Raw genomic sequence first — 21,491 nt, 5'->3', positions numbered from 1 at the left:
GTTCAAAAACATGCATAAATACAACAAACTATATGTACCTATCTCACTCGCTTTAGCGTTGACAGCCTGTGGAGGCAGCAGTGGCGATGAGACCAACACCCCTGTTCCAAGTATTGACACTATTGCGCCAGTTATCACGCTAAACGGTCAAGAAAGCGATTACATAGATATAGGGCAACTCTATACCGACCCAGGTGCAACCGTAACAGACAATGTGGATACCGATCTTGACCTCAACATCACCAACAATGTTGATTCAAACCAACTTGGTGTCTATAAAATTCATTACAGCGCCACTGATACGGCTGGAAACACAGCAGAAAAAATTCGAACGGTAACGGTAAGAAACCCTACTCCGCCACCCACTGGCGATTACTTAGTATTTGGTGCCGGTAACGTCGCCACAAAATTTAACCCTTTGAGCTACGGCTGCACAACAGACTACGGCCACTGGATCCATAGTGCCGGTGTGGTAAGCCCTGCAGTTGCAGGCTGCGACTCAAATGGTCGTCCAATTGGTGAAGCGCAACCGGTAATTCCACAAGTTACAGGTAAAGCTGCTACTCAACCTGTGCAAGCTCACCGTTGGTGGGGATCTCTTTCTTTTATGGGCGAGATGCAAATTGGCAACCCTAATCATGCTGGCTACCTGACTCCTGACCCAATGTTAGTCCGTATTACCAATACTGGTGTGCGTATATTAGGTATCCCCTCTGGCCTAAGAGGCGTTGGAGCCGATATATTCCAATATCAAATTCCTGATCCATTCGCCGAGACTTTTGATGGTGTAACAATCACGAACACTGAACACGATCAATTAGAAGCTAAACTACAAGATGCCAGTGATGGCTCTGTAACCGTAGAGTGGCAGACACCGGAAGACACGCCTGTCATGGAGGCGACATTTGTCCACGGATCTCCTTACGCTTTTTTTAAGGTATACAGCGGCAAAGCTGAACTTCATACCTTCAGACCCGACGGTGGTGAAAAAGGCATTTCTCATCAACCGACCAACAACACGATGGGTGTGTGGACGAATGTAGCTGGCAACAAAACTGAAGTATTGATCGTTGGTGAAGGCGACACTGAGTTTACGAATACCACCAGCGACAATATTGGAATCAACAACGCAGCTAACGAATTTACCGTCGCACTACTTCCTAACGACAACATGAGCATCGAGAAAAAGGTAGCATTCTATGCCCCTAAGGCTCGAAACGTCGTGAAATCAGTCGATGTCGACTACCACGTAGATCGTGACAACAGTCAAGTCAGTGTGACTCACTCTTACTTAGATAGCAGCGGACAAAAGGTCGATACAATTGCAGGTCTTTTCCCTATGGCATGGAAAAACCAAACTGCTCTTGATTCTGAATTCAAAACGCGAAGCGCTCGCGGTGTCATTAAGTACGCGCAAACGGATTCATTTAACTACACGATCCCTTTTATTGGCGCTCTACCCTACTTACCGACCGATGCATCAGCCTTAGATACCGAGACATTGACGGCTCATATCAATGACTTTATTGCTCTTGGCGAGGAAAACTGGCTCAACGAATATGATTCCGACGGTTACACGAAAAAGGGAGAATATGCCGATACATACTGGGCAGGTAAAATTTATGGACAAGTCGCAGAGTTGGCAGCCATCAGTGATTCGCTAGGCCTAGAAGCTCAGAATTCACAATTTATTCAGTGGCTTAAGGTTGAGTTAGAAGATTGGTTTACTGCAAATTCAACTGGCGATCTCGATACAGAAAAGTATTTTGTCTACGACCAACAGTGGAATACATTGCTCGGTATTAAAGAGTCATTTTTATCCCACCAGCAATTAAACGATCACCATTTTCATTATGGGTACTTCGTGCGTGCTGCTGCCGAGATTTGCCGCCAAGATGTGAGTTGGTGTAGTGACGCACAATACGGGCCTATGATTGAGCTATTGATCCGCGATTATGCCGCAGGTAAAGGCGACAACATGTTCCCGTATATGCGCCACTTTGATCCTGCTAACGGCTTCTCATGGGCATCTGGCATGGTTAACTTCACGCGCGGAAACAACAATGAATCCACATCTGAAGCGGCCAATGCGTATGGCGCCATGGTTATTTACGGTTTAGCAACGGGCAAAGATGAATTCGTTGAACGCGGTATGTATACCCATGCATCCACGACTAACTCATTTTGGGAATATTGGAACAATATTGATGCTTATACAGCGGAAAATAACGATACCGATAAAGATAACTTCCCACCAAGCTATAACCGTATAACAACGTCTATTATTTGGGGCGATGGTGCGACTTTCTCTACATGGTTTAGCCCAAAATATACCCATATACTGGGTATTCAAGGCTTACCTTCAAATACATTGTCGCTGCATCTTGGCCAACACTCTGATTATATGAGCGATTATATTGACCTTGGGTTGAGTGAAACAGCCAACGGCAAACCGTCTGGTCTAGGTGAAGATGAATGGCGTGATATTTGGTGGAACATTATCGCCATGCACAACCCTGACGCCGCTATTTCCGACTACGAAGGTTACGGCGACTACGTAGTAGAACGTGGTTCAAGCAAGGCCCATACCTATCATTGGCTGCACACTTGGAAACAGTTGGGTGCAATGCAATCCGATATAAAAGCCGATTACCCATCTGCGGTTGTATTTGAAAATGCTCGTCAGAAAACCTACGCGGTTTATAACTATGGGAATTCTGACAAGACCGTGACATTCAGCGATGGTACTGTTGTTGTTGCCGAGCCAAATGGATTTACGCTACGATAATTGCTTACAACCATTCTTTAATGTTCCCCCCATTCATTGAAGAAGAATAAATAGAGCGCCCCTATTCTGTGGGCGCTTTTTATTGTCCTATTCTTTCTGCCCTCAGTTTGGCCTTAAGACTCTATTCTGCTCAAAGGCTTTAATTCTGCCCTAGGTTCTCAAGCCCGACCTTTGCTCTCAAAGCCCTCTCTGATCTATTGTTGAATCTATCGTTTATGTGAAACGATTTTTTGTACGAAACGATGATTTATACTAAGCGATGGTTTGTACGAATCGAGCTTATGCGAATTTAGCTTATATGAATCGATCTATACGAATCGATATAAATAACATACCACCTCGGCTTCAAGCCTTGATCCCACGCTATTTGTATTTCTGCCCACAGCTTATCTGTTTAGTTATTGATATTACTATTACCGATAGTTGGATATAAAAGGCCTAATAATCAAAATTCAACTTAAAGAGGTTTGTTCAACGTGAATAACTAGAACGTAATTCGAGTAACGGTTGCTATTAACGAGCTTGGAGTATAAAAAGATCAGCGGTAAGAACAAGGCAAGCATTAATAAGCAGATAAAAAAACAGCCCCCGAAGGAGCTGAATTCTAGAAACTGATACCAATCACAATAAATAATTTTTCAGAAATAGCGCTTTAACCCGCTAAGATAATTAATTATTTACTACGATGGGGATGGACGGGTTACCAACTTGCTTCTGTTTGAATACCGACAACAAAGTCGTTTTTAGATTGCCCTGCGTCTGGGTCTGTTGTCCATGAGTTCACAACGTAGCTCGCGAGCAATCTTACTTCTGGATTAACCCCAGTCCAAGTTGGGAACATCAACGTTGGTGCAATGGTAATCTTAGCTTGGTCGTAAGAGTCGCCGTTCCAGTTATTGTAAACGTAGCCAACCTCACCCTGAAGATACATCTTATCATTGATGCCAATCACCGGACGTACCATTGCCGAAGCCCAATAATCATAGGTGCCGTCGGCGTAATCATTGTATTGGCCTTGAATAGAAGGGAAAATACCAATACCGTTATCAAACTGATGTCCACCAAAAACGAGTGCACGATATGAAGTATCATCATCTTCTAAATGCGTCATTAACGAGATAGCGTCGTTACCAACACCCCACTCAAATTCATGTTCGCCGTGACGAAGCGCACCCGGTTTATAAGCGTTGTACGAAGTAATCGTACCACCAAGCAATTGGCCAGCACCCAAACCTTTACCCGCTTGCAACACAATATTTGTTTGTGAACTACCGTCGCCTTGCATGCCTAAAAAGTTGAACATCTTATAGCCAACCGTTAGGTCATAACCGGTTTCAGCCCACTCTTTACCATCACGATCCCAGTTATCTGGCATTGTTTTGAACGTTGCCGAGATATCCCACACCCCATATCTTGCTGCAATGTTAACTGCATGCATTTTGTTATTAAGGTTTTCAGAGTTTGGGTTGCTCGCATTGCTCTCTAGGTCGTAATCATCACGGTAGCTTGCAATATAGGCCGCATTGACAATGGCGCTGCCCACTTTCATTGACTCAATACCAATACCAGTACCCGACATGTCAGAATAGAAGAAATCTGTCATCCAGATATAGCGTTCTTTACCGTAGTCTCTTTTACCTGCGAACACTGTACCTGTCTCGGTATAGCCTTTTATTTCAACAAAACCGCTACCTGAGCCCGCGGTAAGACCTTCTGACACACCCGTACCAATTTTTAGCTCTCGTCCATCGCCATATGCCCAGCGATACCCAAGGTCAATATTGGTTTGGTTGTCGTACTCTAGGCCCAAACGCCCTAATGTCTCTTTTTGACCAACAAAGTCTGAATCTTTGAAATCGTTTTCTGCACTAAAGAGCACACCTTGTCTGAAGTAGCCACCAAATTCAAAGCCTTCCGTATTTTCAGCAAATGCTGTAAATGAGCTGGTTGCTCCGGTTAACGCAAGCATACATGCTAAATGTACCTGTGATTTTTTCATTGTCATCCCTACTGATAATTCGTTGTAAACGCTTTCTATTGATGTCGACATTCGTCAAAGCGACCCTTTAGGCTGTGAATATTAGTGGCTAAAACGGGATATTACCGTGATCAAACTCATAATTAAGAAAGCGCTTTCAAAATGAAAATGAAATTCCACCCCATAAGTGAAACATGATGCACACCTTATTTGCTGCAAATTTGTATCATGTATGTTTTATATAGGCTAAATAGTATGAGCAGTGCGGTTTATTCTTAAAGTTACTTAAATTAAAACCTTATTATTACTTTGAAATCAATTCACCCCCTGTATAAATTAAAATTAAAACAATAAAAAACAACAACATAAAAACAAATTCAATAAGGATCTTAATTTCTAACAGCGAGTCTATAATATTTATCTCGCCTAATTGTTGGATTATTTTAAACACTCAAATTTTATTGAATATTCATAGAATAGGAAGTTCTCTATTGAGCCTCATCACAAATTGGGAACAGAAAATACCCATTATTTATTTATAAGTTGAAAGGGAATTAGGGAATGACTATAAAGAAAGGGCTTTCTTTTTCATTTTATGTAGGGATATCTTATGTTCTTAAGCAAGCCAACACCTTTGGCTTTATTTATCGGTACTGTACTACTCTCTGGGTGTTCCAGTTCTGACTTTGTTGTACCAAAACAAACGCTGTCCGATCCAGCGATCAAAAAAAGTGAGGGTTGGGAGCTAGTCTGGAATGATGAGTTCAGTGGCACTGAAATCGATGATTCTAAATGGACTCTCGAAGAAAACTGCTGGGGTGGTGGCAACAATGAACAGCAATGCTACACAGCAAGAGATAAGAATGCATTTGTTGAAGGTGGCATTTTATATATTGTCGCAAATAAAGAAAACTTTTTAGGCCCTAACAACGTCGACGGCAATTATGACGATTTAAAAACCTTACCTTACACCTCTGCACGTTTACGCAGTCTCGATAAAGGCGATTGGACATATGGTCGTTTTGAAGTAAGAGCGAGAATGCCCGTAGGTCAAGGCACATGGCCTGCAATTTGGATGTTACCTTCCGATTGGGTTTATGGCACATGGGCAGCTTCTGGCGAAATCGATATTGTAGAAGCCGTTAACCTCAAGAGTAAATCTGATATCCATGGTGATCAAAATGGACAACCAGAAACTCGTACTTATGGCACCCTGCACTACGGCGGCATGTGGCCAAATAACAAGCACTCAGGTCAAGCTTATACCGTACCTGATAATAAAAACCCGGGTGACGAATTCTACACCTACTCATTAGAGTGGGAAAAAGGTGAGATGCGTTGGTATGTGGATGATGTGCATTTTGCAACTCAGACATCGGATGGTTGGTACAACCTATATATAAAAGATGGTGAGAAGGTCATCGGTGTGGATGACGCCCCTTTCGAGCAAAGATTTCACCTTTTGCTAAACCTAGCGATAGGCGGATCATGGGCGGGTAACACCAATGAAAAAGGCATCGATTCTTCCGTTTTCCCGCAAGCACTTGAAGTCGACTACGTTCGTGTTTACCAATGTTCAACCGATCCAACAACAGGTAAAGGTTGTGCGACGGTTTCTGAAGACGCCGTTCATGTGAAAGGTAATAAGCCACCTATCACCGTTGAGCTACCAAGTGATTACGTAACAGGCAACACAATTTCGGTTTTCGATGGTGAGTTGAGTAAGTATTTACAGCAAAACGAGTACGATCCACAAGGCGTGATTATGGGCTTTGACTATGTCGACACTGATGACCGTGGCCAAGTAATGCAGGTTACGAAAACAGGTGAAACAGGCAATGTCTATTTCGCAACACCAGAGCTAGACCTCTCTTCATGGACGAAAGACGCAAAACTGATCTTTGACATTAAAATGGAAGAAGTCACTAAAGGCGACAAGATCGTGGTGAAAATTGACAGTGGCTGGCCAAACGTGAGCGATTACTCTGTTGATATCCCTAAAGATAACCAGTGGAATACCATCACCATTGGTCTGAATGATCTTGTGCAAAATGGCAACTCATTTGGAGTAGGGAAAGTAGATATGTCAAAGATCAAAAATCTACTGGTTCTTGATCCTCAAGGCGAAATGATTTTCCAACTCGATAATGTTCGATTCGAACGCTAATAAATAGTTTCAGCTTTCTCACGAACGCTACCCCCAACGTATCTAATTCGTTCAAATTACTAAAAAGAAAGAAAGTGTTATACCTTTCTCAAAATTCGATTTGTAAGCGCTTTCTTTGAATGGAGTCAAAAATGAAACTGTACCAATATGTAGCACCAACACTAGCCGCTTTGGCTCTTGCTGGTTGCGGTGACGACCCGCTTACCGACGTAACCTCACCACCTATCGATCCACTGCCTCCTGTCGTGGTTGGTGAAAGTATTTATATTCTTCACGCTACTGAAGAGATAAACCATACTTTCGAATTCTGGGACACCTGGGGAAGTGGCAGTATTTTTGCCACTGCTCAAAACAGCCAATACGGTGAAATCCTTGTGATGCAACCCGGTTCTAACTGGGGTGCACCAACGTCTAACATTGCATGGGGCGTTTCTGAAGGCAACGAAATTGATGCCGCCCATATCACGCATGCGAATTTCAAGGTTCGTACCACAACAGCAAACACGGTTGAAGTGGGTATCGTAACCTTACAAGCTGAATACAAAGACAACTACCCAATATCAAACGGTACAGCCCTTTCCGATGGTTGGGTTCAAATGAAAGTCCCTGTTACACCAAATGATGAAACATCTTGGTTCTCACTGACTTTTGAAAATGCAGGTCAAGTAGAATTAGCGGACGTCTTCCTAAGTGAAGAAGTGGTTGTTCAACCGCCAACGGATGAGTTTGTACTGATCAGTTCTGGCAGTGAAGTATCGGATATTACTTTTGGTGACGATACCGTTCAAGAATGGAGCACTGGTACTGTCTTCAATGGTGATTCAAATTACTTGGGCCAAAATGCATGGAGCATTACTTCGGGTCCTAAATCACCTGAAGAAGGTAACTGGGGTGCTGTTTTAGTGTTCAACGGCGGTATTGAGCAAGATCTCAGCCGATTCACGTATTTAGATGTTGAAGTTGCAACTCTCGGTGGTTTCGAAAAATACGCCGTTACTCTAGAGGCAAACGGCGTAAGCAAAGAACTTCTTTTACCTGTTGACGATCGCATCAATGATCAATGGCAATCGGTACGACTTGATCTTAGTAAGTTTTCTTTAGAAACCTCTAACGTAGACTCTATCGCAATCATGGGTGTTGGCGGCACACCAGGTGTTTCTACTTTCTATGTGACAGACTATAAGTTCGTGAAAACTCAAGAGCCGACGGTTGATGACAACTTAGAAAGCCCATTCATCATTTTACACTCAAGCAGCGAAACCGGCCTAAAAGACGTCGCTTATGGCGAATGGAGCACGGGTACTGTTATCTCTTCTGGCTCGTTTGATGGCCTGTCTACATGGATCCTCGAAGAGAATGGTAGTTGGGGTGCCGTTTTGGCGATGACCAACCAAAACAGTACTGAAGCCGCACCGGTTAACCTCGTTAGCTTGGAAAACTACACTAACTTGAAACTAAAAGTAGCCGCCGATGGTGCCTTTGATCGATTTGAGGTTTTCTTAGATACAAACGTTGATGGTAAAGCGACAAGTTCAGTGATTCCTTTTGGACTGGACGATGCAACACAATGGAATGAAATAGATATTGATCTTAACGCTTTTGGACTCGCACTTAGCGATATTAACCAAATTGCTGTGTACGGTGTTTATACCCCAGACACGACAGGTCAAACGTTGTATGTCACAGACTTCATTGCCTACGACAAGGGGATACACCCGACTCGCGATCACAATGATTACGGTGATGCTTTTATGATGATTTCACCAACAAGTTTAGATTCAGACCTAACTTATGATGACAGTGCTTTCCTTAATGTTGGTAACGCTGCCTTCAATGAGTGGTCAACAGGGACAGACTTCAACCTAGAATCAACTTACCTAGGTAGCAATGCGTGGGAAATGACAAAAGGTGACGGTTGGGGAGCGGTTGTTGCGTTCACTGGTGATGTCTATGGTGAAATTTTGCCATTCGACTTTGATATGAACCAATACAAAAACCTGAGTTTTAAACTCGCATCAGTAGGTGCCCTATCGGACTTCAAGATTGCCTTTAATACAACTAAAGGCGCATCTTACGAAACATTGCTGACTCCAACTGTGGGTAGCGATTGGACGACATACTCATTTGATATGACAAAGCTTCCAATCGATGTAAACGAAGTCATGCAAGTCGCTATTTTCGGTAGCAATGGCGCTGCTGGTGACAAGTTTTATCTAACCGATATGCAGTTCTCAAAATAGGCTGTTTTTAAAATAAACGGCTCTTAAAACGGCTGTTCTTGATACTAGGTTATTCCTAAAACTTGGCTATTCCTAAATTCAAAGCAGCCTTCAACACAAACGACGAGATCGAGTAACGCGCTCCCTCTCGTCGCTAGAATCAATGAGTCCTTACGGTGACCTAACTAAAAAAGGCCACTCCTATTCAAGGTGACGACCATGAGTTTTGATAATTACTGGAAAGATCTCGCGAGCAAATACGCCTATGCCAAATCTTTAAAAGACTTAGTCCGCTACAAGAAACGATCATTAGTCGTGCCTGCCGGTCTGCCTTTTAAAGTCACATCAGGAGTGCTCTGCGCACGAGACTACAACAAATACTACTTCTAATTGAAGCTAAGCAGAGTTTCTCTCTTTTTCACTCTGCTTAGTCTCCCCAAAATCTTCTTAACCATTAATTAGGTCTTCGATTTGATTAATGGTTTCTAAATTTATCCATCTAAGAAAATACCGTGTCGCCTTGCGATGAACAGGAGTTTATACGTGTTTATCTATAAAAAATCGATGTTGAGCTTATGCATTTCCATAAGCTTTATTTTAGGGTGCCAAACTCCCGACCAAGCAATATCCTCTGCCGAGTTCGATTCAAATGACGCTCTGCCCTACTTGAACGATTGGCAACCGGTGAACAGCCAAATATCAAAAGACCCACTTATAGAGGCGGAGATCAAGGCAATCGTGTCACTCATGACGCTTGAAGAGAAAGTCGGACAGATGGTTCAGCCCGATCTACGTGAAGTCACGCCAGCTGAAGCACAACAGTACAAACTAGGCTCCATTTTAAACGGCGGTGGTGGTTTCCCCGACGACGACAAGTATGCGTCGGCAAAACGGTGGGCCAATGAAGCGGACAAATTCTGGCTAGCACTTGAACAAAGTTATGAAGGCCGAGGGTTTCGCATTCCGTTCATGTGGGCCACAGATGCCGTCCATGGTCATAACAATGTCTTTGGAGCAACACTCTTCCCACATAACATTGGTTTAGGGGCAGCTCGTAATCCAGAGTTAATTGAAAAAATCGGTGTCGCTACCGCCCGTGAAGTGGCTGCCACCGGCTTAGATTGGACTTTTGCACCCACCGTTGCTACCCCGAGAGACTATCGCTGGGGGCGAGTCTACGAAGGGTATTCTGAAGATCCTGAAATCGTTTACCAATACGCCAAACGTATGGTAACAGGTATTCAAGGCGGAGAAAGTGGCCTCAAGGGAGACACTCATGTGATCTCTAACGTCAAACACTGGATTGGTGATGGCGGCACACTCAATGGCGTTGACCACGGTGAGAACCGTTACACAGAAGAATATCTTCGTAATATTCACGCTATGGGGTATGTCGGGGGCTTAAGCTCTGGCGCGCAAGTGGTGATGTCTTCATTTAACTCTTGGTGGAACCCTAATAACTACGACCCAATGAGTAGCGACAAAGCCAATACGTCCGATCAACCGTACATGAGCAACCAAAAAATTCATGGTTCTGAATACCTGATTGCAGACGTACTCAAAGGAAAAATGGCCTTTGATGGCATTGTTGTCACAGATTGGAATGGGCAAGGTGAAATTAATGGCTGCACAGCCGCAAATTGCCCACAAGCCGTTATCGCAGGTAATGATGTATTCATGATCACCGCGCGTGAAGACTGGCAAGCGTTCTATCACAATGTCATTGAGCAGGTGAACTCAGGGGTGATTCCAATGTCACGCATTGATGATGCCGTCACTAGGATATTACGAGTTAAGAAACGCGCTAATTTATGGAACAAGCCAATGCCATCTTTGCGCTCTTTAGCCGGAAAACAAGAGGTATTAAGCGCTCCAGAACATGTTTCTTTGGCTCGCCAAGCGGTGTCAGAGTCATTGGTACTGCTTAAAAACAACGACGCACTTCCGTTATCGACAAGCGACCGTTTCTTGGTTGTAGGCTCTGCCGCGAATGATATTACGAAGCAAACAGGTGGGTGGTCGTTGTCTTGGCAAGGCGATGGCAACACCATTGAAAAAGACTTTCCAAATGCACAGACACTATTAATGGCGATGAAATCTGTTGTAGGGCCTGACAATGTGACGACCGATAGATCCAATGCCAGCCCGGAAGACACAACCGCCATTGTGGTTATCGGTGAAGATCCTTACGCAGAGATGTTTGGTGACATCAGCCGAACACAAACTTTAGAATTCGCCAAACTTAAGCCTTCTTACAAAAATGATCTAGAGACGATTCGAACCCTGAAAAGCCAAGGATACAAGGTTGTGACCATTTTTTACTCCGGTCGCCCGCTCTATGTGAACGAAGAGATCAACCTATCTGACGCTTTTGTCGCTGCTTGGCTACCCGGTACTGAAGGCTTAGGGATCACCGATGTGCTCTTCGCAAACCAAGGCCAAGACTTCAAAGGAACGTTGAGCTATTCATGGGGAGCAAAAAAATGTTCGACCACCATTAATCGCAATGCTCCGAACATTCCTAATTACCAAACTCCGATCGACGGGATTACTGGCAACCTCATTGAACAGAATACCACGGGTGAACATCAGCCCCTTTTCCCTTATGGATATGGGCTCAACTATAAAGATCAAAAAGAGATTAAGGCTCGTTACGACGATCTAGATAATATTCCGCTCGATCCAAGAGACTACGGGTGTGGCATGTCAGAACCTGACAATGGCATTGCGCAAGTCGCACTGGAAGTCTTTGGTAAAGACGCTAAAGGTGAATTTACTGCAAGAATGTCTGGCGCTGCCAATAATTGGGAATCACTTGCCGTGACCAAGGGCACAACGTCGATAGGCTCACTCACTACAACCGGTATTAACTATAACGGAATGCAGCAATCGGCTCTCAACGTTAAGTTTTTAAGTTCTGAAGAATCGTTTAATGAGCGCCCTGCCGCCCAATTGTATATGCAGGCTCCCGATAAAAAAGGAGCAGACTACAACCGCTATACTAACGCAAACTCCACTCTAGAGTTTGATATTCGAATGAAGACTCAGGTACCAGAGAGCATGACTCTAGCGACACATTGTGAATGGCCATGTATCGGTGAGTTACAGATCAACCGAGTATTACCAGAACCTTCAGAACAATGGACGACCGTTAAGGTGCCTCTGCAATGTTTCGAGCATGCTGGAATGTCATTTCAGAGGATGAGTACGCCATTTTTGATGTTCAGTGAACAAAGCGTAGAGTTTGATCTGGGCAGAATTCGAATTGTGCCAAATTCAAGTGGCACACCAGAAGATGCGGTTGACTGCAGTGAGGTGCTAGGGTCTGTTGACCTAAACAACTAAATAGGTTGGAATTAGCAAAAAAAATGGTGTGGCTTATCTCTAAGCCACACCACCTTTCTATAAACTTTATTTCTAACTTCGTCTTCTATTAACAGCTCTTTATCTGGGCTTTTCTTCCATAAACCATTCTTATATTAACCGCCTTCCCTATGGTGCGGCATGCCCTGGAACAAGAACCGCATCAGGAGAAACCGAAGCGCAGCCTTGGCCAGTCACGGTATTCGATTGACACTCATATACACGAACGTAATCTACAACCATTGTTTGAGGGAAAACAGACTCATCAATGCCTTTATCATTGGTGTTGCCGGCCCATGCCCCACCAACCGCGAGATTAAGCAGTAGGTGAAATCTCTGATTGTAAGGCGCGTCCTCTTCTCCAATCACTACTTGGCCATTTTCGGTATATTGGCTGTACCAACCACTTGAACGCTGAGTAGCATAGTGAACACCATCAACATACCAGCGAATTTCGTCCTTCTCCCACTCTAAAGCGTAAGTATGAAAATCATCTGCAGGGTTGACGTTGCCCGGCATGTAATACTCTTCTCCCGATTCCACATTATTAGGCCAAGCCGCACCGTAATGAAGCGTCCCATACACGCGTCTTTCAGGAGTGCCACCAATCAAGCCACCAGCGTCTGAAGGTGCCTTCAAGTTGACGGCTTCAACAATGTCAATCTCACCTGAAGCTGCCCAGCCACCGTACACATAGTCTGTTGGCAACATCCAGATTGCAGGCCAAGTGCCTTGCCCGTAGGGAAGCTTTGCTCTAATTTCAAAACGACCATACTGCCAATCACCTTTGTTCATCGTACGTAGACGAGCAGAAGTGTATGGCAATGTCGTTGTGTCGCTCCAATTACCCTCGGGGTTATTTGGCCCAGTAAATGTTTCTTGTTTTGCGAGAATATAAAGCTTGCCGTCATCTAGGTATGAGTTATCGGCACGGTCGGTATAGCATTGCTGCTCTCCATTACCACCTCCCCAACAGTTGACTTCGAAACCCCATTTGGTTTTATCGATCTCAGTGCCTGAGAACTCATCACTCCACACCATTGTCCACCCATTGGCATCAGGTGGTGTTGGAGTGCTTGGTGAATCAGAGCCGCTGTTACAACCAGCAATAAATACACCGCTACACAGTGCGGCTAAAGTTAATTTTTTGGTATTTTTATTTGTGTTCGACATAATTCAACTTAAAATTGGCTAATTTTGAAAGCGCTTTCAATTTATCATGACTGTTTTATTCAATCACAAAATAGCAGCCACTTTGTGATGACCTAACGTGATTGAAGTCACACGAAAATTTGAATTTCACCTTATATAGACAAAAAATATGCAGCGTTAGTTAGACGCTGCATATCAATCATTTCAATTTACTTAAACCAACCTAAACCATCAGCATTTTCGAAACTCTAACTCGTGCACTGTCGCCCCTGCTTTAACAAAATCAATACACACGTGATAGTAACCTTGCTCCAAGTACAGTTTAGAACCTTCAATATTCGTAAGACTTCCGCCAGTCCCATGGACAGACAGAGACATACAAAACTCATCATTTAAGCTCAAAGCACAAGAAGACTGCGCCAATGACGGCCTGTTGTAGCTCATGCTGGCTGTGATTTGATAAGTCGCCGGTGCCGAAACCTCAATAACAAAGCTCGTATTACTATTTGCATTAAGTGGTGGTATTGCATCTACCGTAATAGCATTGCTTCCGAAGTACTCGTGAAAAGGGTTCACCGCTTTTACCGCTTCATAACGCTCAACTGGGCGACCCATTGCTGGCGTATCCAAAATAAAGCGACAAATATTCATGACGCTTCTCTGCAATTCACCAAGTGTAAGCATACCCTGCTCTATCGCCGTAAGGGTATCGTCTCCTGCTACATTCGAGGCTGCACCATCATTATCCACAACCATGTAAAGATCGTTCTGAGCTCGGATCATGTAAGAAGTGTGAACTTTATCCTCAACCCCACCGTCGACGGGGTGATTCATTTTCGCCCACCAATCGGTCATAACAATGCCCTTAAAGCCCCATTCATTACGCAACACGCTTGTATTAAGGTCATAATTTGACGCCCCCCAATGACCGTTAACAGGGTTGTAGCAAGTCATGATGGTTGTCGCGCCCCCATATTTCACAGCCATTTCAAACGGCTTAATGTGGACTTCTCTGATTGCGCGTTCAGACATAACGCTGTCTACATCCATTCGCCCCGTTTCTTGGTCGTTTGCTGCAAAATGCTTGAGCGTACCAGTAACACCCGCTTGTTTTAGCCCGCTAACTTGCGCGACCGCGATAGTGCCTGTGAGGTATGGGTCCTCTGAAAAATATTCAAAGTTTCGGCCATTTAAAGGGTGTCGATGAATATTTATGCCCGGGCCTAGCAGCGTATCTATTTGATACGCGCGCAGCTCTTTACCAATCCAGTAAAACAATTGTTCGTTTAATTGTGGGTTCCAAGTACAACCTAGTAGCGTACCAATGGGGACTTGTGTCGCCTGATGACCACTATCCATACGAATACCAGAAGGACCATCAGCGGCTGCGACAGCGGGAATCCCAAAATCGGTCAGATCATCCGATATCCCACCAAATGCTGCGACTGTACCAGGCGCGACTTTCGGGCTACACATCCCTTCACCACGAACAATGGTCGCCAGCTGTGATAGTGATAATTGAGCCACAAACTGCTCTAGCGCGGCCTCGCCAGATTGTACATCTTGCAGCTTTACTCCAATATCTCCAGTTATCGCTAACTCCTGCGGCAAATTAGATTCAATTCGATCTAATAAAGAGACGCTGCGCTGAGGAACAGGCTCAAAAGCCACATCATACTGACCACTAGAACAACCTCTAGGCTTCATTCGCTCAAACGAACGTGAAGGGGCTAACGCTTCTTGGCACTCTTGCGTCACTATAAGCGAGGACACATGGTATCTATGCGCCAATTTCGTTGTGTCACGAACACTTGCCCCGATATGGAAGTAATAATCACCGGGTTCCAATACATAGCAGCTTTTGTAGCCCGTGGCACCGCTGTCGTCATAAGATGCTAAATCACGAACAGGGGTAGAAATAGTATAAGTTTCAGATGATCCTGGATTGAGTTCAGAGGTTTTGACAAAGCCAACAAGCGATCGAGCCGGTTTGCCCAATTTTCCTTGTGGCGCTTCTAAATACACCTGAACGACGTCTTTTCCTGCGTAAAGCTCCCCGATATTGGTCACCTTCACAGAAATTTGCACCACTGACTTTTGACCTTGCCCTACAATGTCAAAACCGACTAGATCTTGTTGGAAGCGGGTATAAGACAAACCAAAGCCGAATTCAAACTGAACAGCACTAGGTTTAAAAGTCTCAAAATACCGATAACCAACGTAAATATCCTCGTCATAACAGTTGTAGTCTGAGCGTCCAAAATTAGCGGAAGAAGGGTATTCGCACAGATCGTAGGCTATGGTATCGGTCATCTTTCCTGAAGGAGATATATTACCTGATAAAACATCAGCTAAAGCATGCCCACCCTCCATACCTGACGCCCAACAATAAAGCACCGACTTGATAACATGACGATTTTCAAGTGTCACCAACCAAGACATATCCATCACATTGGTCGTATTCATTACAACAATGACTTCAGAGAAATGCTGGGTAATCTTCTTCAGCATGCTCATTTCGATGTCAGTCATTTTATAACTGCCGGGAAGATCTGCATTATCTTGATCTTCGCCTGCGGTTCGACCAACAATAAATATTGCTTTATTCGATTCTGTTGAGGCAAGAGCCACATCTTCATCACTGAGTAACATTTCTTCTTGATACCAAGGCTCAGCAGCCCAACCACCTCCGCCATCATCAAACGGATTTTCCTTTACCCATTGTCGATAGCGTTCGGCTAAGTTCTCATTCAAATGAATCGTGTCATTGCCTTGAAATCCGTTGATGATCGAGACTGCATATCTAACGTTAACCGCCCCGCCCGACCCGGTACCACTGCGATAAGTATCTAGCTGGCAACGACCAAATACAGCTAAGTTATCACTGAATTTAATGGGCAGTACAGCCTCATCATTTTTCAATAACACGATGCCTTCCGCAGCAGCTTGTCTGCTAATTGGTGCTAGCCTATTCTGAACGTCTAATAAATTGTCTCTGTCCATGAACTTTATCTCCGAGGTACTCATGACTGTCAGTATTTGATTACAAGTGAATATTGGTCACGCAAATGTATAGTAAAGTCTCTTCTTACAAGAAAAATCAGCTTTAATATAAACTCGTGTTTTTAATTAATAGTGTTAATTGATTTGGTTCATTAAATTAGCCTCTTGAAAAGTCATCAAGAGGCTAGGTTTATAGAACAATTAGAATGTTGCTGGCTTGATGGTTATGTCATCTAGGTAGATCTCTTGTCCAGGAGGACCGGCTACAAGCAATTCAATTGAAATTGAGTCGGCATGCTGGCCTAGAGTCCATGGGATTTCTACCTCTGTCCAATCTGAACTTACCGACCAGTATTCTTCCCATTTAGATTCAGCAGGTAAACCTGAGCCGTCTGGAGATTCTGTATGTAAACCGACTTTGAATACGCCACCTTCAGTGAATGCGCCTTTCATCTTAAGTGATACGACCAACTGGTCACCCGGCAGAACCGAACCTTGAGCAAAACGTTCTTGCTTCAATACACCTGTTGTGTATTTTACAGCGCCGTCAACAATGACAGGGTCGACACCTGCAAACTGCAACCAACCGTCAAGGTCTGAAGAAAAATCGCCATTAGTGACTAGGTTATCGACATCTTCTGCAGACAACACATAAACCGTTCTTTCTGCAACAGACTCATTACCATCAGAATCCTCTACTGTGTATGTCACAGTGTGAGTTCCTACTTCTGCAGTGCTAAAGTCATCACCCGTCACAACAACAGACGCGGTAATGTCACCATCCACATTGTCGTTGACAACATACCCAGGCTCGACATATTTTTCACCGACAGACATACGTACATCACTGCCTGTCAAAGTAATCACTGGCGCAATCATATCGGCAGTGACCGCTTGGATTGAAACATTGTCAAGTGTGATAGGCGTCGCAGCACCGCCACCAATAGCGAAAATCAAGTCGACTGGCTTCGCTGCATTTTCATTAGCTGTAAATTGAACACTGTAATTATCAACTTCAGTCGAGATACCAACCGTTGTGTCATCCATCACAGGAAGGTACCAAGGGTCTGTCGTCAGCAGTTGTCCAACCTGTAGTACGATATTTCGAGCCTCACCCGCTTTTGCATCAAAGGTCACGATATAAGCTTGATCTTGCTCTAATTCGACACCAGATTGAACGAAGCGTGGTTGCCATGTCGCCCCAGGCGTAAACTCAGAAATAACCATTTGGCCTTCTACAATTTCTAGTTTGCCTTCACCTTCTTGAAGAACCCATTCACTACCTATTGAAGTAGAAAAGTCACCATTCACGATCAGGTTTTCGGATATGACTGACTCATAGACTGTTACAGTTCTTTCTGCTGTTCCAGTATTGTTTGAGCTGTCAGTTGCCGTGTAAGTGATTGTGTAATTACCAATGGTATGAACATCAACTTCACCAGAAATAGTAATATCTTTGATTTCACCATCAACGTCATCATTCGCGGTTGCACCAAGCTCAACATATTCACCATCAAGCTCAACACGCACCGTTGATGCACCATTCAATGTTAATTCTGGTGGCGTTATATCATTATCAAGATCAGGAGCCGCTTCAATAATGACTGTTCGCATTACAGGCTTACCGACGTTACCTGTCGTGTCGACTGCGCTGTAAGTGATCTGATAGGTATCGTTTTTATCTGCATCCACTTCACCTGAATCACCATAGGTCTTTTTAACGACGATTTCGGTTGTGTCATCCTGATTATCTGTCACTGAATAACCTGGGTCTTCAAAAGTATCAACAGCATCTGGATAGTTAAGCTGAGTGATTGATGCACCACCAATAAGAGTTAACTGAGGCCCTTCTGAATCTCGATATTCAGGGTAAACCGCGACGTTATCAACGTTATAAACGGTTGCATCAGTGTTTGGGTACATCTTGATGGCTGTGATAGTGGTAAGTTCAGCGTTGCTTTTCAACAACTCTGATTTTGTAAATACAAAGTGGCTCCACTCTGCTGTTGGCTCTGCGGCAAAATCCATTGTCGTTATGATATCTGCGCCGCTAGAGTCCTGTCCTTCAACTAAAAATGTCCATTTAGCCGCAGTATCGCTGTATTGCGCAATAGAACCAGACGATGATACAATATTAGCCACTCCTACCATGCGTAAGTCGAACTCGATGGTAGATGCGTCAGGAAGGCTGCTAAATGCTAGGTTACCTAAATCAAAGCCGGCAACTAGGCCCGCATTGTCAGCCGTCGTGAACTGTACAACATTTCGTGTTGAGCTTGTTCGCGTCGCAACATCAGAAGTCACAATTGGTGTGTGTGCATTCGTTGGAACAACAAATTTTGGTTGTTCTCCATCTTCGCCGCTAAACACACCTTGTGTTGGCGATATATGGAAACCTTGGTCTGCAACATACTCTTCCGAAGGTGACGGCGTCGTTACTACCGTATCGTTATCATCACTATCACAACCCACTAATGCCAGACCTAGCGCTACGCACATAGCGATATTAGATAGTCTAAATTTACCTTTTGTTTCCATACATAACCTCATTGACTTGACATATCGCCCTCAAACAAAGAAAGCGCTTTCTTTGTTTGAATGTTCACACACTGGAGGATGAGATAACAACAGGATAGTTATATTTGTTTAAACGACGTCACAGATACCCGATCAGGAAAATCTCTTTTAGTGATCTACCTTCTCAAATATGAATAAGTACCAAGTAATACTGCGAAATTTGCCTAATTAACCACTTATGATTAATTTACTTGTTCAGTTGTTACCCCCATATTGAACAAAGTAAATGCATAAATATCGGCAGTGAGATCGATAGCTTTACTCAGCGGCATACCTGCCCCATGCCCTGCATTGACGTCAATACGGATCATCACGGGCGCGCCGCCTTCATGCTTATCTTGCAGCTCTGAGATGAATTTATAAGAATGAGCAGGTACCACACGATCATCGTGATCAGCGGTAGTAACCAATGTCGCAGGGTAATCCGTGCCTCGCACCACATTATGAACCGGAGAATAACCAAGCAGGTATTCAAACATCTCTCTGTTCTGCGCTGATGTACCGTAGTCGTACGCCCAGCCTTCACCAGACGTGAATGTGTGGTAACGCAACATGTCCAACACCCCAACCGCAGGCAAAGCCACTTGGAACAACTCAGGCCTTTGTGTCATGCAAGCGCCAACCAACAAGCCTCCATTAGAACCGCCGCGGATCGCTAACTTATCATTGCAGGTGTAGTTCTCTTCAATTAAGAACTCCGCAGCAGCAATGAAGTCATCAAATACATTCTGTTTTTGTTGTTGTGTACCGGCTTTGTGCCACACCTTACCGTATTCGCCACCGCCACGTAAGTTAGGCACGGCATATACGCCACCCAGTTCTAACCAACTGCCCACCGTACCTGAGAAAGAAGGCGTCAGACTGACATTAAAGCCGCCATAAGCGTACAACATGGTTGGGTTACTACCGTCTAGTTTTAATCCCTTTTTGTAAGAGATAAGCATCGGAACCTGTGTACCATCTTTTGAGGTATAGAAGACCTGTTTAGACTCAAATTTATCCGATTCAAACGGAGACTCAGAGCGCTGATAGATTTCTGAACTGCCAGTTTCGACATCGAATGAGAAAATCGTTGGCGGCGTGACATAGTTGGTAAAGGTGTAATAAAGCTGGGTTTGCTCTTTTTTACCACCTAAACCACTGGCCGTTCCCATCCCAGGCATGTGAAGTTCTCGAACTAAGTTACCTTGGTAATCAAGCTGATCGATTTTAGACACCACATCCACCATGTAGTGCGCAAACAAATAACCACCACCAGTGCTGATGTCCAATGGCTGTGGCTTCTCAGGGATGATATCAAGCCACTTTCCATCGCGAGTATCAAAGCTCACCACCTTGCCGTTTGGCGCATCTAAGTTGGTGTATAAGATGAAGACTTGGTCTTGGTTATCGATGAGGTAAGTGTCGCTATCCACATGGTCAATCAGCGTGTTCAACGGTTGCGCCTCTGAATCTAAATCGATATAGAACAGCCTGTTACCCGATGTCGATTCTTTGCCAAGAATAATTAAGTAACGGTCGTCTTCGGTGGTATAGCCTGATACATAGCGGTGCTGCTCAGCGTTGTTCTCACCAAAGATAACTTTGTCGCTAGCTTGCTCTGTACCCAACTCATGGAAGTACAGCTTGTGTTGCTCAGTACGAGCAGAGAGTTCACTGCCGTCTGGCTTGTCGTAACTAGAGTAATAAAAGCCGCGATTACCCAACCAAGAAATACCGGTAAATTTAGCGTCAGTGATTTCGGCTTCAAGCTGCTGTTTAGTCTCGGTATCAATCACGAAGATCTTACGCCAGTCGCTACCACCTTCAGAGATGCTGTATGCCACTAAGCTGTAATCTTTCGAGAACGAAACTGAGCCCAATGATGTGGTGCCGTCTTCCGAGAAGGTATTCGGATCTAGGAAGACTTCAACCTGTTGCCCCTCTTTCTGACGATAGAGAATACTGTGGTTCTGCAGACCATCATTCTTATAGAAATAGGTATAATCACCTCGCACAAACGGCTGCGAGCTCTTTTTGTAGTCTTGTGCTTTTGCCAGTCGCTCTCTCAGTTCCGCGCGATACGGGATTTGAGCGAGGTAATCAAACGTGATTGCGTTTTGACTCGCCACCCACTTCGCGGTCTCGTCACTTCTGTCGTCTTCTAGCCAACGATATGGGTCTTCGATTATCTGACCAAAGTAGTCATCGCTGACGATCTGTTTATTGGTGATTGGATATGGATACTCTTTTAAATAGCTCATC

General features: G+C 44.2%; 8 protein-coding genes and 1 pseudogene. 4 read left to right on the top strand and 5 right to left on the bottom strand.

Features of this window, described 5'->3' with window-relative positions; genetic code table 11:
• The first annotated feature begins 10 nt into the window (after positions 1-10).
• Complete coding sequence (locus tag AB4209_RS01380) at positions 11-2,788, top strand: glycosyl hydrolase (protein ID WP_372054567.1); 2,778 nt, start codon at positions 11-13, stop codon at positions 2,786-2,788.
• 700 nt (positions 2,789-3,488) lie between these two features.
• On the opposite strand, the gene AB4209_RS01375 is transcribed toward AB4209_RS01380, so the two are convergent.
• On the bottom strand, positions 3,489-4,787 hold the full coding sequence (locus AB4209_RS01375) for a carbohydrate porin (protein ID WP_372054566.1): 1,299 nt from the start codon (positions 4,785-4,787) through the stop codon (positions 3,489-3,491).
• A 589-nt stretch (positions 4,788-5,376) separates the two neighbouring features.
• Between AB4209_RS01375 and AB4209_RS01370 the strand changes: the two genes are divergently transcribed.
• The 3 genes from AB4209_RS01370 to AB4209_RS01360 all read left to right on the top strand — a co-directional run bounded on the left by AB4209_RS01370 (position 5,377) and on the right by AB4209_RS01360 (position 12,497).
• A complete protein-coding gene (locus AB4209_RS01370; protein WP_372054564.1) occupies positions 5,377-6,933 on the top strand; it encodes a family 16 glycosylhydrolase in 1,557 nt (518 codons plus the stop codon).
• 131 nt (positions 6,934-7,064) lie between these two features.
• Positions 7,065-9,173, top strand: a complete 2,109-nt coding sequence (locus tag AB4209_RS01365; protein WP_372054562.1) for a hypothetical protein — start codon at positions 7,065-7,067, stop codon at positions 9,171-9,173.
• Positions 9,174-9,716: 543 nt separating this feature from the next.
• The gene (locus tag AB4209_RS01360; RefSeq protein ID WP_372054591.1) at positions 9,717-12,497 is read left to right on the top strand and encodes a glycoside hydrolase family 3 N-terminal domain-containing protein; all 2,781 of its coding nucleotides are present in this window, start codon (positions 9,717-9,719) and stop codon (positions 12,495-12,497) included.
• A gap of 150 nt (positions 12,498-12,647) precedes the next feature.
• On the opposite strand, the pseudogene AB4209_RS01355 reads toward AB4209_RS01360, so the two are convergent.
• The 4 genes and pseudogenes from AB4209_RS01355 to AB4209_RS01340 form a co-directional block, all read right to left on the bottom strand.
• Positions 12,648-13,688: pseudogene (locus tag AB4209_RS01355) on the bottom strand (family 16 glycosylhydrolase); the annotation flags it as partial.
• A gap of 210 nt (positions 13,689-13,898) precedes the next feature.
• Positions 13,899-16,670, bottom strand: a complete 2,772-nt coding sequence (locus AB4209_RS01350; RefSeq protein ID WP_372054560.1) for a glycoside hydrolase family 3 N-terminal domain-containing protein — start codon at positions 16,668-16,670, stop codon at positions 13,899-13,901.
• Between the two features lie 201 nt (positions 16,671-16,871).
• Positions 16,872-19,208 (bottom strand): immunoglobulin-like domain-containing protein, encoded by a 2,337-nt coding sequence (locus AB4209_RS01345; RefSeq protein WP_372054558.1) that lies wholly within the window; start codon positions 19,206-19,208, stop codon positions 16,872-16,874.
• A 221-nt stretch (positions 19,209-19,429) separates the two neighbouring features.
• The gene (locus AB4209_RS01340) at positions 19,430-21,490 is read right to left on the bottom strand and encodes a prolyl oligopeptidase family protein (RefSeq protein ID WP_372054556.1); all 2,061 of its coding nucleotides are present in this window, start codon (positions 21,488-21,490) and stop codon (positions 19,430-19,432) included.
• Position 21,491: the final 1 nt, after the last annotated feature.

Source organism: Vibrio sp. 10N.286.48.C11, assembly GCF_041469805.1.
Lineage (GTDB): Bacteria > Pseudomonadota > Gammaproteobacteria > Enterobacterales > Vibrionaceae > Vibrio > Vibrio crassostreae_C.
This window is presented reverse-complemented; position numbering and strand designations above follow the sequence as displayed.

Bases quoted from the DNA above. Each gene is read 5' to 3' on its own strand.
- AB4209_RS01380 (WP_372054567.1), top strand. From the start codon at position 11: ATGCATAAATACAACAAACTATATGTACCTATCTCACTCGCTTTAGCG.
- AB4209_RS01375 (WP_372054566.1), bottom strand. From the start codon at position 4,787: ATGAAAAAATCACAGGTACATTTAGCATGTATGCTTGCGTTAACCGGA.
- AB4209_RS01370 (WP_372054564.1), top strand. From the start codon at position 5,377: ATGTTCTTAAGCAAGCCAACACCTTTGGCTTTATTTATCGGTACTGTA.
- AB4209_RS01365 (WP_372054562.1), top strand. From the start codon at position 7,065: ATGAAACTGTACCAATATGTAGCACCAACACTAGCCGCTTTGGCTCTT.
- AB4209_RS01360 (WP_372054591.1), top strand. From the start codon at position 9,717: ATGTTGAGCTTATGCATTTCCATAAGCTTTATTTTAGGGTGCCAAACT.
- AB4209_RS01350 (WP_372054560.1), bottom strand. From the start codon at position 16,670: ATGGACAGAGACAATTTATTAGACGTTCAGAATAGGCTAGCACCAATT.
- AB4209_RS01345 (WP_372054558.1), bottom strand. From the start codon at position 19,208: ATGGAAACAAAAGGTAAATTTAGACTATCTAATATCGCTATGTGCGTA.
- AB4209_RS01340 (WP_372054556.1), bottom strand. From the start codon at position 21,490: ATGAGCTATTTAAAAGAGTATCCATATCCAATCACCAATAAACAGATC.